This is a genomic window from Nocardiopsis endophytica (genome assembly GCF_027706725.1).
Classification (GTDB): domain Bacteria; phylum Actinomycetota; class Actinomycetes; order Streptosporangiales; family Streptosporangiaceae; genus Nocardiopsis_A; species Nocardiopsis_A endophytica.
Genome location: NZ_JAQFWQ010000034.1, coordinates 19372 through 33518 on the forward strand (window position 1 = coordinate 19372; position 14147 = coordinate 33518).

The 14147-nt window shown below is 74.5% G+C and carries 10 protein-coding genes; 4 read left to right on the forward strand and 6 right to left on the reverse strand.

Going from position 1 to position 14147, the window contains the following annotated elements; genetic code table 11:
• Nucleotides 1–58 precede the first annotated feature (58 nt).
• On the reverse strand, nt 59–781 hold the full coding sequence (locus tag O4J56_RS13705) for a hypothetical protein (protein ID WP_270686146.1): 723 nt from the start codon (nt 779–781) through the stop codon (nt 59–61).
• Between the two features lie 194 nt (nt 782–975).
• Nucleotides 976–1833 carry a hypothetical protein gene (locus O4J56_RS13710; RefSeq protein ID WP_270686147.1) on the reverse strand — a complete coding sequence of 286 codons (858 nt, stop codon included), beginning with the start codon at nt 1831–1833 and terminating at the stop codon, nt 976–978.
• Nucleotides 1834–2042: 209 nt separating this feature from the next.
• Between O4J56_RS13710 and O4J56_RS13715 the strand changes: the two genes are divergently transcribed.
• Nucleotides 2043–3899, forward strand: a complete 1857-nt coding sequence (locus tag O4J56_RS13715; protein WP_270686148.1) for a hypothetical protein — start codon at nt 2043–2045, stop codon at nt 3897–3899.
• A 24-nt stretch (nt 3900–3923) separates the two neighbouring features.
• Here O4J56_RS13715 and O4J56_RS13720 read toward each other — a convergent pair whose 3' ends face one another.
• Nucleotides 3924–6128 carry an AAA family ATPase gene (locus tag O4J56_RS13720; protein ID WP_270686149.1) on the reverse strand — a complete coding sequence of 735 codons (2205 nt, stop codon included), beginning with the start codon at nt 6126–6128 and terminating at the stop codon, nt 3924–3926.
• Between the two features lie 264 nt (nt 6129–6392).
• On the opposite strand from O4J56_RS13720, the gene O4J56_RS13725 reads away from it, so the two are divergent.
• The gene (locus O4J56_RS13725; RefSeq protein WP_270686150.1) at nt 6393–7547 is read left to right on the forward strand and encodes a hypothetical protein; all 1155 of its coding nucleotides are present in this window, start codon (nt 6393–6395) and stop codon (nt 7545–7547) included.
• On the opposite strand, the gene O4J56_RS13730 is transcribed toward O4J56_RS13725, so the two are convergent.
• Nucleotides 7503–8264 carry a hypothetical protein gene (locus O4J56_RS13730; protein ID WP_270686151.1) on the reverse strand — a complete coding sequence of 254 codons (762 nt, stop codon included), beginning with the start codon at nt 8262–8264 and terminating at the stop codon, nt 7503–7505. The two genes, O4J56_RS13725 and O4J56_RS13730, sit on opposite strands and share 45 nt — an antisense overlap.
• Nucleotides 8265–8637: 373 nt before the next feature.
• Here O4J56_RS13730 and O4J56_RS13735 point away from each other — a divergent pair, with 373 nt between their 5' ends.
• Nucleotides 8638–9492 (forward strand): carbon-nitrogen hydrolase family protein, encoded by an 855-nt coding sequence (locus tag O4J56_RS13735; RefSeq protein ID WP_270686152.1) that lies wholly within the window; start codon nt 8638–8640, stop codon nt 9490–9492.
• Here the strand turns inward: O4J56_RS13735 and O4J56_RS13740 are convergent.
• Both O4J56_RS13740 and O4J56_RS13745 read right to left on the reverse strand, forming a co-directional pair.
• Nucleotides 9470–11125, reverse strand: a complete 1656-nt coding sequence (locus tag O4J56_RS13740; RefSeq protein WP_270686153.1) for a carbamoyltransferase family protein — start codon at nt 11123–11125, stop codon at nt 9470–9472. The two genes, O4J56_RS13735 and O4J56_RS13740, sit on opposite strands and share 23 nt — an antisense overlap.
• Before the next feature lie 23 nt (nt 11126–11148).
• On the reverse strand, nt 11149–11619 hold the full coding sequence (locus O4J56_RS13745; protein WP_270686154.1) for a hypothetical protein: 471 nt from the start codon (nt 11617–11619) through the stop codon (nt 11149–11151).
• 288 nt (nt 11620–11907) lie between these two features.
• Here O4J56_RS13745 and O4J56_RS13750 point away from each other — a divergent pair, with 288 nt between their 5' ends.
• Entirely contained in the window at nt 11908–14097 is a 2190-nt protein-coding gene (locus O4J56_RS13750; protein ID WP_270686155.1) for an ADP-ribosylglycohydrolase family protein, read from the forward strand.
• Nucleotides 14098–14147: the final 50 nt, after the last annotated feature.

Consider the following 14147-nt stretch of genomic DNA (forward strand, 5'->3'; position numbering starts at 1 on the left):
GAAAGGGCCTCGGGGCGGCGGATGGGCCGCTGCCCCGAGGCCCTGCCCGTGCGTGCGGTCAGCCTCTGCGGCCGGGCCCGCCGTTCGCGGTGCGGCGGAGCGTCAGGACCATGATCGCGGCCCCGGCGCACACCAGGGCGATCCCCGCGGCCGTCAGGTCCACACCCGTACCCGTCACCGGGAGGCTGCCGTTCCCGCCTGCGGCTCCGTCGCGTGGGCCGTCGCCGTCGCCATCACCGTTGCCGTTTCCGCCGTTGTCCCCGTTGCCATTGCCGTTGCCGTTGTCCCCGTTGTCTCCATTGTCTCCGTTGCCGTCATCGCCGTTCTCGCAGTCGACCCAGAAGACCTTCTGCTTGGCGTTGCCGTGCTCGCCCTCGAAGTTCCAGAACAGCTTGTAGTGGCCGTCCGGGAGCTCGTACACCTGGGTCTCACCGTTGCCGTCGTCCCCGATCGTCAGCCCGCCGGAGAGGACCTGCGTCCCCTTCTGCCCGCCCGGTGCCCACTCGTCGATCTCCCAGCTCACTTCCTGGGCCCTGTCGAACCCGGACCCGACGAGCTTGAAGGTGCACACATGCGGCTCGTTGGCGTTGCCCGTGGACGGGTCCTCCGGGTCGACCACCTTCACCGTGCCGTTGTCCCCTGGCGGATCGCCGGGGGTGTCCGCCGCGGCAGGGTGCACCGCCGTCCCCAGTGCGGCGATGATGGCCCCCGCCGCGAGCAGGGCGCCGAGGGCGGTACGGGCGGGCTTCGGGTGCGGCTCCGTCGTCAGGGAGATATCCACTGTGACTCCTTGTGATCAAATGTGCACAACAAGTCAAGGGTCCGGGGGACGCCCCTCCGTCACCGTGCTCGGACACGCCGCATGACGAACCCTTGACGGAACACCCCCGTGAAGGAGCACCCGGCGCACGAAGGAGGGGCGGTGCGGACCCCGCTCGGGTCCGCACCGCCCCCCGGCCGACGGATTCGGGCCGGTTACCCCTGGGCGCCTTCCCCGGGCGCGGCGGCCTTGCGCTTGCGCGCCAGGACCATCGCCGCCGCACCGCCGCCCACGGCCACGGCACCGGCGGCGACGATGCCGCCCAGCGCCGCGCCGGTCACCGGCAGACCGCCGGACGAACCGTCGTCACCGCCGGCGGAGGGAGCCGGGCCCTCCTCCTCGGGGGACGGGCTCGGGGCGTCGCCTTCCTCGGCGGGCGGGTTCTGCCGCTCGCCGTCCTCCTCCCCGGGAGCCCCGTCACCGGGCTCCTCGGCGCCGGGGGACTCCTCCGGCGCGGGCTCACCGGGCGTCTCGCCCTCCTCACCGGGGGTCTCCGGCTCCTCTGGGGCCTCCTCGCCCGGCTGCCCGGGCTCCTCGTCCCCGCAGTCGACCCAGAACACCTTCTGCTTGGCCCGGCCGTTCTCGCCGTCGAAGTTCCAGAACAGCTTGTAGTGGCCGTCGGGGAGCTCGTACTCCTCGGTCTCGCCGTGGCCCTCGCCGTCCAGGGCGAGGTCGCCCTCCAGGACGACGGGACGCTCCTTGGAGCCGTCCCCCGGGGGCCAGGTGCGGATCTTCCACCACACCTGCTGCTCGCCGTCGAAGTTGGAGCCGACCAGCGTGAAGGTGCACACGTGCGGCTCGTTGCGCATGTCCTCGGGCGGCGTCTGCGGGTCGTGGACCTTGACCGTGCCGTTGTCCCCGGGCGGGCCCGCGGTCTTCTCCGCCTCCTCGGGGAGGTCCGCCGGGTCAGCCGGGGCCGCGGACGCGGTTCCGGTCAGGGCCAGGGCCGCTCCGGCGAAGAGCAGCGCCCCGGCCGCGAAGCCGCCGACGCGCGTACGCAGAGCATGGTTCATCAGGAGACTCCTGAGAATCGGGGGATGTGGGAGAACGACGAATATAGCGGTTTCCCTGTGATCTGGGCCCTCTTTCGGGGGGCCGGAACGATAACGAATGGGGGACCCAGCGCCCGAAGGGGCCATCGCTACACTTGCCCCGATGGACTCCCTCTTCCCGATGCGCCCCGTTCCCCGGACAGGAGCGGAGCGCCCGATTATCATCGGGGATGAGGGCAGCGCCCCAGCGCCCCAGCGCCCCAGCGCCCCAGCGCCCCAGCGCCCCAGCGCCCCAGGCCGACGGCCGTCCGCTTCTGTGGGACCGGTCCGTTGACGAGATCGAGCGGTGGACCACCTGGAAGGGCCCCGTCCTCCTCGCCGTCGCGCGGACCCTGACCTCCACGGTCCGCCTGCTCGACGCCCTCACCCTGCTGCGCGGCGACCCCCGGGTACTGACCGTCTTCACCTGCGACGAAGGATCCGCCTTCAGCTCCCGCACCGAGCGGCTGCTGGCCGAATCGGGCGCCGCGTACGTCCCCTGGGAACGGGCCCACGGCGTGCCCGCCTCGCTCATCCTGACGGCCAGCGAGAACGTCGACCTCACCCGTCTCGGGGCCCCGGTGGTCGTCCTCCCGCACGGGATCGGCTTCCAGAAGTACGTGCCGGACTCCGAGAGCGGGGAGCGGCGCCTCTCCGGTGTCGTCCGCGAGGAGTTCGCCCACCGCCCGGACATCGTCACCGTGCTCTCCCACCCCTCCCAGCGCGAGCAGCTCCGCAAGGAGAGCGCCGTTCTCGCCGACTCGGCCGAGGCCGTCGGCGACCACGTGCACGACCGTGTGCGGGCGGGAACGCGCCGGCGCCCCCTCTACCGCGCGCGGCTGGGCACCGGCGCAGGCGACCGGCTCGTCGTCCTCACCTCGACCTGGGGCGACCAGGGCCTCCTTGGCAGCGAGCCGGACCTCCCCCGGCGCCTGCTCGCCGAACTCCCCCTGGACCGCTACCGGGTCGCCGCCGTCCTGCACCCCAACATCTGGACCGCACACGGCACCTGGGGCGTGCGGCAGGCGCTCGCCCCCGCGCTCGACGCCGGGTTGCTCCTCCTCCCGCCCGAGCAGGGATGGGAGGCGGCCCTCAGCGCCGCCGACTGCGTGATCGGGGACCACGGGTCCGTCACGCTCTACGCGGCGGCAGCCGACGTGCCCGTAGCGCTCGGCGCCTTCGGCGAGGAGTCCGTGCCGGAGACGGCGATCGGCACGCTGGCCCAGGGCGCGGCGAGGCTCGACCTGTCCAGCGCGCTGCGGCCGCAGGTGGAGGCCGTCATCGACGGTCACACTCCCGGGCTCCATTCCGATGCCGTGGAGCAGGCCTTCGCCTACCGGGGGGCGGCGGCGGACCGGCTCCGCGCGCTCCTGTACCGGGAGATCGGGCTGAGCGTTCCCGATACCCGGCGCGGCGCGCTGCGGGGGCCGGCCGAACCGGAGCCCGAGGCGCGGGAGGTCACGGCGTTCGAGGTGATGACGCATATCGAAGGCGTCGACGCTGCGCGGCCCGAACAGGGCGGGCGTGTCTCGGTGGAGCGCTTCCCTGCGGCGGTGCGCGACCCGGCGGAGCCCCCGGACGGATGGACGCGCCACCTCGCCGTCTCCGAGACCGAGCCCGACGAGGCGCTCGCGCGCTCGGCGTCGGTCATCCTTCGCGCGGACGGTACGCGCGGCACCGGAGACGCCGACGTCCCCGGCGGCCCCGGCGGAGCCGCCCGCTCCCAGACAGCAGATGTCATGTCTCCCGAAGGGTGGGCGACGGACGCGCTCAAGCGCTATCCCGGCGCGCTGATGGCCGTGGCCGACGCCGAGCCGACGGGCGGGTCCGGCGTCGTGGCCTTCCTCCGGGACGGCGGCACCGTGTCCGTCCGCGGCGACCGCCCGATCCCTCTGGAGATCACCGCGGCGCTCGCCTATGCGGTCGTTCGGAGCGCGTCCAAGGGCGGCGCCGCGGAGGACTGCATACCGAACGGCCCGGTCCGTGTGGCCTGCGAGGCCCAGGAGTGGTCGGCACGCGTCGATCGGCGGCGGCAGGCCCTGCCCTAGCGCTCGTGCCCCGCCGCCCCAGGGTCACGTGTCATCAGAAAGCCTCTGCTCCAGGTCCCGGGCTCGCGGAGAGCCTCCCTTCCGGTAGATCTCCAGGGCTCGCCGCAGGTGGCGTTCGGTTTCCGCGTCCAGGTTCAGCGCCGTCGAGGCCGCGGCGAGATCCTCCCTGACCTCGGCCTCGTGATACTCGCTCTGGCATTCCTCCAATGCGTCGGCGGCCTTGGCGAGCGTTCGGAGCGCCTCGGCGTGCCGTTCCGCCTTCAGGTGCAGCCGCCCCAGCGCCGCCTCCGCGCGGGCCGCCATACGCACGTCGGGATTCACCAGCCCGAGGAGCCGGGAATGCGCGTCCTCCAGATCCTTGCGGGCCGTCTCCATCCGCCCCGCATCCAGCCGCGCACGACCGCGGTAGAACGCGGCCAGCGCCGCCCCCCGACGCGCGTTGGCGTCGTCGCCGAGCGAGGCGCACAGATCCTCCGACCGGTTGAAAGCGGTGATCGCGGCGTCGATGTCGGTCTGCTGCAGCAAGCGGCCGTAGAACTCGTAAGCGGAGGCTTCCAGCATCACGTCGCCGACCTCGCGGGCGATCTCGAAGACGCGGTCCAGCTGGCGCAGTGCCTCGTCTCGGCGTCCGAGGTCGGCGAGGGGGCGGGAGACGGCGGTCCGCAGTCGCATCTCCGCGTCGGAACGACCGGCTCGCCCGGCCGCTGCGGCGCCCGCCAGGCCGGTCTCCACCCAGTCCTGGACGAATCGGACGTTCATGTAGAGCGCTGTGGCCATCTCCGCCACCTGCCAGGACACGTCGTCCAGCCCCAGGTCGGAGGACCGCATCACGAGTCCGGTGAGCGTCCGCCGCTCCCCTTCCAACCATTCCAGGGCGCGTGTCCTCGTCCGGCCGCCGTCCTGGAACGGGTCGTTCATCCCCTCGGTCAGCGCCCCGACGTCGGTGACCCGGGTGCGCGTTCCCATCACGGCCACGTCCGCGAAGGCCAGCCTCCCGAGGAAGCCGGCCGCCATCCGTCCCAGAGCGGCGCGGCGCACGTCGGCGGCGTCGGTCTCCGCTCCCCGCTTCCGCGCGTCGGCGACGAGGAGCGGGTGCCGGAAGCGGTACACGCCCTCCGAGGCGGGTTCCAGGACCCCGGCGTCGGCCAATTCCGCGAGCAGGGAATCGGCGCCGCCGTCGGGCACGAGCGCCTCGGCGACGTACCGGTCGAAGTGCTCGCCCGGCCACTCCCCCAGCGCCCGGTAGAGCGCGGCGGCCGGTCCGGACAGCCTCTTGTAGGTGGTGCCGAAGGTCGCGGACAAGGTGTGCCCCCTGTAGCCGATCGCCGCCAGTCTGCGCTTCTCACTCCCCAAGTCGGCCAGCAGCGCCGCGGTGTCGTCCTGTGCCCGGATCCGTGCCGCGACCATGACCAGGGCCAGCGGCAGGCCGTCACACGCCTCGATCAGTCGGGGGATCCCCGGGTCGCCGGGGTCGAGCCGGGGGCACTTCCGCTGCAAGAGCTCCCGCGCCTCCTCCTCGCCGAGCGGCTCGAGAACATGGTGTACGGCTCCTTGCGGGTCGAACACCAGCTCCGCGAGCGATGGCCCGTCCCCTGCGGCCAGCAGGGCGCCCCTGCCACCGGGGATCAGGGGGCGGACCTGCGCAGGCTCTTGTGCCCCGTCGACGACCACGAGGACCGGCGACCGCGCCGTGCGGGTCAGGAACTCGTCCACCCGCCCCCGGAAGGTCTCCGGCAGAAAGGCGTCCTTGACGCCCAGGGAGCGCAGGAAGTCGGTGACGGCCTGGTCGGGGTCGGGCCGCCTCCTCCCCTCCACGGGTGTGTAGTCGTAGTGGAGGACACCGCCCGGGAAACGTTCCTGGAGGCGCTCGGCGGCCTTCCGGAGCAACGAGGACTTTCCGACTCCCAGGGGCCCCTCGAAGACGAACACGCCCGTCCCGGTCGACTCGTGCAGGGTTCGGGCGATGCCGTCGAACACGTCGTTCCTATTGACGAAGACCAAGGGCGCCGCCGGTACGGTACTCGGCCGACCGCCGTCGCCGTCCGGCCCGCTCCCGAGTCCGCCATTGATCGTGAACCCCCCGTTCACGTTGCCGATCTGGAACACCGTGTTCGCCGCCCCAGAGAAGTCGTTGCTCACGCCGCCGCGGGTCTTCCCGTCCTCGGGCTCCTGCTCCTCGGGCTCTCGGTCCTCGCCGCCGAAGGGCTCGTCAGCTCCGTCCTCAGGCATGTCGTCCTCCTGGGGGGTGGGGCCTGGCACGGTAGGCGCAGGCGGGCTTGGGGAGGGCGCCCACCTTTGCGGCCCGGTCGGGCACATCGGCCGACGCCGGGGCGACCTTACCCCTCGGGGACACCTTGGTCGCGGCGCGTGACCACATCGCGCCAAGCTGCCGCCTGCCGCGCGCGCTGCGGGCATCACGACACCGACCGCTCCGCACACTCGGCGACCGACCCCGTGTGACGCCCCCACCCTCGCGCTCGCGAGGAGGCCGAGATGTCCCTGCTGCCCTCCGGCGCCCCCGCCTCCGCAACCGTGCCGCCCGCGCTGGACGGGCATGTCCTGCTCCAGGTCAAGACGCCTGGGCCCGCTCCGCTCGCCGACGTCTCCCCGGTCGACGGAGGACTCGTCTTCTGCGGGCAGAAGGCCGCCGACAACGCGGCCGAGGCCCTGCGCGGACGGGAGTTCACCGGCCCCGTCCTCATCGACCCGTCCGCCTACGAGAAGCACGTCGCCACCCCTGAGCGCCCCTTCATCACCGGGCAGGCGTCCCTCCTGGTCGAGGACGAGCTCGAAGAGGAACTGCAACGCCAGCGTGAGCGGAAGGCCACCATGGCCCTCACCCCCACGGCCTACCTGAGGGCCGGGGACCGCGCGTCGCTGGAGGCGGTCGCCGAACGCGCCGCGGACCTCCGAGGCGGCGACGTCCTGCTCACCCTGCCCCTCGACATGGGCTGGCTGCGGGGTTCGCGGCACGACGACCTGATCGCGCTGCTCCTTCAGATCCCGGTGCCCAAGGCACTCATCCTGTGCGCGCCGCGCGACCCGCTCGCGACCATGGGGGCGGCGCGCAGCCTCAGGGAGATCGTCTCCTCCGTCCCCGGGATCGGCCTGCTCCGCTCCGACATGGCGGCACTGGACGCGATGGTGCACGGTGCCGGGTTCGCCGCCGTCGGGGACTCCGCGTCCGCGCGCCACGGGCCGGTACCGGGAGGCGGGGGCGCCCCGCGCCCCAGACGCGACCCGGCCGTCCTCTTCCCGCGCGCGCTGAGCTACCACTACGGCGTAACGCTCGCCACCGCCTTCGAGGGCGCCGCCGAGGTCCCCCGCTGCCACTGCGGCCCGTGCCGGGAGTGGGGCGCCGAGAACGACACCGCCGACGGCCTGCGCCCGCTCACCGGGTTCACCGACTCCGCCGACAGGGCAGCCGCGCACCGGCACAACCACGCCGCCTGGTCGATGATCTGGGGCTACGTCATGGCGGCCCCGGACGAGACCGAGGCCCGAAGGCGCTGGAGCGGATGCTGCGCGCGCGCCCTGCCCACGCTCTCGGCGGCGAACGCGGTCGCTCGGCGCCCGGACAACCCCCTCAAGGCACCTCCGGCGCTACGGGTCTGGGCGCGGGGCGGGGCCCGCCCCCGGCGCCGCTGACGCCAGGACCCCCGCCTCCTCTGCCCCTGCCAGGACGAGTTCCGCGAACCTCCACGTCACCGCGGTGTGGCGGCGGAGTCCGGGCGAGGGGGCCACGAGAGGGCGCACGCTGCGCGCGCCGCCGTCCCCACCGCCGTCCCCAGCGGCGCCGTCATCGCACCGCGCCCCCAGGCCGATGCCGTAGAAGTCGGCCTCACAGGCGGCCACGGTGCCGTCCTTGGGCGGCCGACCGGCCACCGCGACGCGCGCGCTGGTCGGCGGGAAGCGACCGACACGGCGCAGGGCGGTGCGCCACGTGGGCGCCTCGACCACGACCATCTCCACCCGCAAGGGGACCGCGGCCAGGCGCACGACGTCAGGGCCGTCCCTGCGCAGGGCGGCATGGGGGGCCGCGCGCAGGAGGCACCGCTCCCGTTCGGTCAGGGTCCTCTCGGGGACGGGCTCCCCGAGGGGCAGGCCCATCAGGGCCTCCAGCGCGCCCATGCGCAGGATCGGGGGCTGCCCCGTCTCGGCACGCCTGCGCACCTCGGCCGGATCGGGCCGGAAGAGCAGCAGCGCGGGCACGCCGAGCACGCGGAGCCGGGCGTGGTGCACCCGGCCGTGCAGCTCGGTCCCGCCACCGCGGCCATCCTCCTGTGCGCCCACGAGCCGGCGGGCGAAAGCGAGGAGCGGGTCGGCGGGCACCTCACGGGTATCGACGTCACCATCTGTCCGCACCGGCCCCAGTCTGCCGGATCGGTTCCCCCGCGCGCGGGGATTCCGGCGAGCGCTCCGCACCCTCCGGTCGATCGCTGGTCGATCGCGGGGGCTGACGCCCCCACCGGGACGGCCCCAGGGGCCGTTCTCCCCGAGGTCGACGCGGTGTCGGGGTGGCCCCTGGGGCGGGGGCCGCCTAGCATTGCCGAAGGTACGGCCGGAACCGGCCGGGGAGCCGCCGATCGGCAGGCGGCCGCACCGCCCGTTCCGACCGTGACCGGCATCCGTTCCACCGCGCCGTCGCCCCGCCCGTGTCCCCACGGACGCGGACGGGTTCTACGGCCGCGGTCCCGTGCCGCATCCGGCACCGCGATCCCTGAGGCCCCGAGAACCCGTGACGCCCGCTCCCCAGTCCCACCCCGGCACCGGCTGGGACATCGCCGACGGCACCGGCCCCCCCGACGGCACCCCGGAGAACCCCGGCTCCGCCGTCCGGATCGGGTTCTTCCAGTTCGCCCCCGGGGCGCGCGCCGCCCGGGAGAACATCGCCGCGATCCTGGCCGGCCTGGAGGGGGTCCGGGACGCCGTCATCGTCCTGCCCGAGTTCTTCCTCGGCGCCTACCGGAGCCCCGGGGAGCACTTGCCCGAGGGCGGGCTGGCCGACCTGCTCCGCCCGCTCACCGCGGCCGCCGCCGACCGGCGCCTGCGCCTGGTCGGCAGCCTGCCCGTGCGGTGCTCCCGGGGTCGGGTCAACCGGGCGGTCGCCATCGGCCCGGACGGGCCGCGCGCCGTCCACGACAAGGTGCGGCTGTTCGGGACCGAGTGGGCCGCCCTCACCCCCGGGACCGCCGGGCACCGGGTCGTCGACGTCGCCGGCCTGCCCTGCACGGTGCAGATCTGCATGGACATCGCCGACCCGGGGCCGACGCGGGCGGCCGCGGCCGAGGGGGCCGCGGCCGTCCTGAGCCCGTCGGCGGTCTCCGTGGACCTGCTGCGCATCCTCCACCGGGCGCGCGCCGTGGAGAACCAGGTGGTCAGCGTCTTCTGCAACCGGCACGGGACCGACCCCGACGGCACCGTCTACCTGGGCCGCAGCGCGGTCTTCCTCCCCGACGGCACGGACGTCTCGGCCCCGGCCGGCGCCGACGCCCTGGTCCTGCACACCCTGCGGCCCGACCGGCTGCGCGCCTGGTCCCGGGCGCGCCGCTCCCTCATCGGCGCCCCGCCTATCCCGTCCGGCCGCGCCTGACCACCAGGCGGTCGGCCAGGACCAGGGCGTCCAGGTCCATCGCGAGGAAGGCCCGGCAGGCATCGTCCGGCGTCTCGACGAGCGGCTCGTGCCTGCGGTTGAAGGAGGTGTTGAGCAGCACCGGCACCCCGGTGTGCGCGGCGAAGCGCCGGAGCAGCAGGTGGCAGCGCTCGTCCTGGTCGCGGCGGACGGTCTGGACCCGGGCGCTGCCGTCGACGTGGGTGACCGCCGGGATCAGGGCGCGCCGCTCGGGCAGCACCGGGACCGCCAGCTCCATGAACGGGGTGGGCCGGTCCAGGTCGAAGAAGTCCGCGGCCCGCTCCTGGAGCACCATCGGCGCCGGCGGGCGGAACCATTCGCGCCGCTTCACCGACCCGTTGATGCGGTCGCGCATCCCCGGGCGGCGGGGGTCGGCCAGGATGCTGCGGTGCCCCAGCGCCCGGGGGCCCAGCTCCGACCGGCCCTGCCACCACCCGAGCACCTGGCCCTCCGCCAGCCGCTCGGCCGCCTCCTCGACCAGGGCGGCCTCGGAGAGCCGGGTGTGCCGCACGCGGTCGGCGAAGCGGACCAGCGCCTCCCCGACCGCCTCCGGCCCGTAGCGCGGCCCCAGGTAGGCGGTGCGCAGGGCGGTGTCGACCGGCAGGCGCCGCCGGTGCACCTCCAGCATGAGCTTGCCCAGGGCTTGGCCGTCGTCGCCCGGCGCGGGGCCCACGAACACCTCCGGGAACGGGCCCTCCCGGACGATCCGGGCGTTGGCCACGCAGTTGAGCGCGACCCCGCCGGCCAGGCAGAGCCGGTCGCCTCCGACCAGCCGGTGCGCCCGGCGCACCAGGCCGAGCAGGATCTCCTCCAGCACCGCCTGTCCGGCGTGCGCGATGCGCATCTCGTCCCTGCCGAACCGCCCGACCCCCGCGGGCCGCTCGCGCGCCGCGGCGAAGGCGTCCCACACCGCCTGCTCGCGCGGGGCGGGCGGGGCCCAGCCGAAGTACCACCGCCCCATCGTGTTGGCGAGCACCGCCCGGGTGAAGCGCGGGTCCACCCGGTAGGTGCCGTCCGGGGCGGTCCCGGCCCACTCGCGCACCAGCGCCGTGAAGCGGGACGGCCGCCCGTGGGCGGCCAGCGCCATGATGGTGCCCTCCTCGTGCAGCCGGCCCGCCCCCGCCAGCGCGCCGACGGCCGTGTAGAAGTGGCCGAGCGAGTCGGCGACGAACTCCCCGCCGGTGGTGGAGAGCCGCTCCACCGCCTCCAGGCCGTCTGGGCCCGCCCTCCACAGGGAGGTCCCGGTGAGCAGGCCGCCGCAGTCGCCCTGGCCGTCCACCACGAGGACCGCCGCATCCGGGAAGCCGGAGCCGTAGAAGCCGCTCGCGGCGTGGTAGAGGTGGTGCCCCTCGCGGACCAGTCCGCCGGAGTTGTCCACCGAACGGTCGCCCGGCCCCCCGAAGAGGCCCCGGTAGGCCGGGAGTGAGCGCAAGTGCCGGTAGGCCACGCGGGAGTCCCAGCAGTGCTTGCGCCGGTCGCCGACGCGCTCGGAGGCCAGCGCGGTGATCCCCCCGCCGGGCTCCAGCAGGGCCGCTCCCCCGTCGTGCCAGGAGCTGGCGTGGGTGTGCACCAGGACGGGCAGGGCCCGGCCCACGGCCGCCCCCTTCCCACCGCCGCTCAGGCGGTGAACCCCAGCGAGGCGACGAAGGTGAATTGCGGCGACTTGTTCTCCAGGCGGACGACGACGAAATCGTCGTACAGGCCCGGAGGGACCTCGGTGTCGACGCGCACGCGGACGCTCACCCGTGCCGGGAGCGCGGCACCGGAGAGGTCGACCGGGATATCGACCTTATTGTTGTCGGCACTCGTCAGCAGAGCGCTCGAAAGAATGGTCTCGGTGAAATGGTTGGGCTGGTCCTCCTCATAGAGGATCACGGTGATCGCGTGCCCCGGATATCCGCCGAAGGTGGCCACGTCCTGGGTCCTCAGGCGCAGCGTGGTGGTGTCGGGGCCGTTCGGGTCGGTCTTGGCCAGCGTGAGCGGAAGCTCCATTGCGAGACCGGAGTAGGCCGCGTCCCCGTAAACGCCCGGTTCATCGCCGAGATGAATCCTCCCCTGCCACACGAGTTCCGCTTGAGAGCTGTGCATGGACCCTCCTCGCCGATTCGCGGAGCCGTATCGTAGCACCGCGTATCCGAAGCGATTCCAGTGCCGTTCTTCCCGGTCGGTTCCTCCTTTTCCGGTCAGAAGGCGGCTCCGGCACCTTTCGTCGCGTCCCCCTCCGGCGGCGTGCCCCGCACCGGCCCCGGTGGCCGGCCCGCTGACCGGCCCGGTGGCCGGTTCGTGCCACGGGGGCGTGCGGGAAAGGTCGTCGGGCTGGGGCACCATGGTCGGTGACGTCCCCCATTCCGGTCCCCCCTTCTGGAAGGACGAGCCGTGCACGTCTCCGCCCTCCTCGAGTTCGACGCCGTCCCGCTGGACACCGGCGACGAGGTCGCGGTCCTGCTCGACATCACCGCCCCGGAGCGGAGCGGGGACGAGGAGCGCCCGCCGTCGACGCTGCAGGTGGTGCTGGACCGCAGCGGGTCGATGCACTCCGGCGGCCGGCTCGCCGGGGCGGTGCGGGCCCTGACCTCCCTGGTGGACCGGCTCGACCCGGCGGACCGGTTCGGGGTGGTGGTCTTCTCCGACCAGGCGCAGGCGCTGGTCCCGGCCGGCCCGCTCACCGACAAGGACGCCGTCAAGGAGCGCATCCGCGCGCTGCGCGCCGGCGGCTCCACCGACCTGTCCAGCGGGCTGATGCGCGGCGTCCAGGAGGCCCGGCGCGCCTCGGGCGACCAGGGGGCGACGCTGCTGCTCATCTCCGACGGGCACGCCAACCAGGGCGTGACCGACCCGGCCCGGCTGGCCGAGATCGCGCGGACGGCCTACGGGGCCGGGGTCGCCACCACCACCGTCGGGTACGGGCTGGGCTACGACGAGGCGCTGCTGGGCGCGGTGTCCGACGGCGGGGCGGGCGACGCCCTGTTCGCCGAGGACCCGGACACCGCCGTCGGGCTGCTGCAGGGCGAGGTCGAGCACCTGCTGGCCAAGACGGCGCAGGCGGCGTCGCTGCGGGTGCGCGTCGGCGCCCACGTGCGGTCGGTCGACCTGCTGGGCGGGCTCCCGGCGGACCGGCTGCCCGACGGGGACATCGTCGTGGAGCTGGGCGACTTCTACTCGGGCGAGCGCCGCCGCCTGATGCTGCGGCTGGACGTGGCGGGCATCTCCGATCTGGGCCCCGCGACCGTGGCCACCCTGGAGGTGACCTACGTCGACCCGGCCGAGCTGGACACCTACACGGTGACGATGCCGGTCCCGGTGAACGTCGTGCCCGGCGGCGAGGCGGCGCAGCGGATCGCCGACCCCGCCGTCAGCACCGAGAAGGCCTACCAGAAGGCGCAGGAGGCCAAGCGGCGCGCGAGCGAGGCCCTGCGGCGCGGCGACAGGGGCGCGGCCGCCGCCGAACTGGAGAACGCGCGGCAGGAGCTGAACACCCGCATCGGGGACGCCCCCGAGGACATGGCCCGGCAGGTGGCCGACCAGGTCGCCGAGCTGGACCTGCTGGCCCGGAGCGCGCGCACGGACGACGCGGCGCGCGCCGCCAAGGCGACGTACATGAGCGGGTACAGCCAGAGCAGGAAGCGCGGCTCCCGCCAGCAGGCGTACGGGACCGTCCTCCCGTCCCCGCCGGACGTCGCCGCACCCGGCGGAAGGACCTCGCGCGGGCGCCTGCGGGCGTCCCTCCTCGGGCTCTCGGTGGGCGACGGTTTCGGGGACTGGCACTTCTCCCCCGCCGTCGCGCGGAACGCCGGGCGGGAGCTGCCTCCGGCGCCCTGGCGGTGGACCGACGACACCCTTATGGCGTGCTCCGTCGCGGACGTGCTGCTGCGTTCGGGGCGCGTGGACTCCGACGCCCTGGCGCGGTCGTTCGCCGAGCACTTCGACTCCGGGCGCAAGTACGGGGCGGCCACGCTCGAACTGCTGGAGCGGGTCCGGCAGGGCGAGCACTGGAAGGAGCTGGCCGAGGCGCAGTTCGGCGGCGGGGGCTCCTGGGGCAACGGGGCGGCGATGCGGGTCGCGCCGCTGGGGGCCTACTTCGCCGGGGACCTCGCGCGCGCCCGGGACGAGGCGGCGCTGTCGGCCCGGGTGACGCACACCCACGAGGAGGGCGTCGCCGGGGCGGTCGCCGTGGCGGTCGCGGCGTCGGCGGCGGCCGGCATCCCGGACGCCACCGGGGAGCAGATGTTGGAGGCCTCGATCGAGCAGACGCCGGGGGGCCAGGTGCGCGAGGGGCTGATCCAGGCCAGGAACCTGATGCAGGCACCGTCGGACACCGCGGCCCGGACGCTCGGCACGGGGTCCAGGGTGAGCGCGCCGGACACGGTGCCGTTCGCGCTGTGGGCGGCGGCGACCCGGCTGGACGACTTCGCCGCGACGGTGCGCACCTGTGCGGAGGCCGGGGGCGACCGGGACACGACCTCGGCCATCGCCGGAGGCGTCGCGGCGGCGCGCACGGGCGCCGAGGGGATCCCCACCGAATGGCGCGCCCGCGTCGAGCCGCTCCCCGAGTGGGTCGGGCGCTGACCGGCCCGCCCCCTTCATCTACCCCCCACCACGGAAACGGAGCCCGCCAT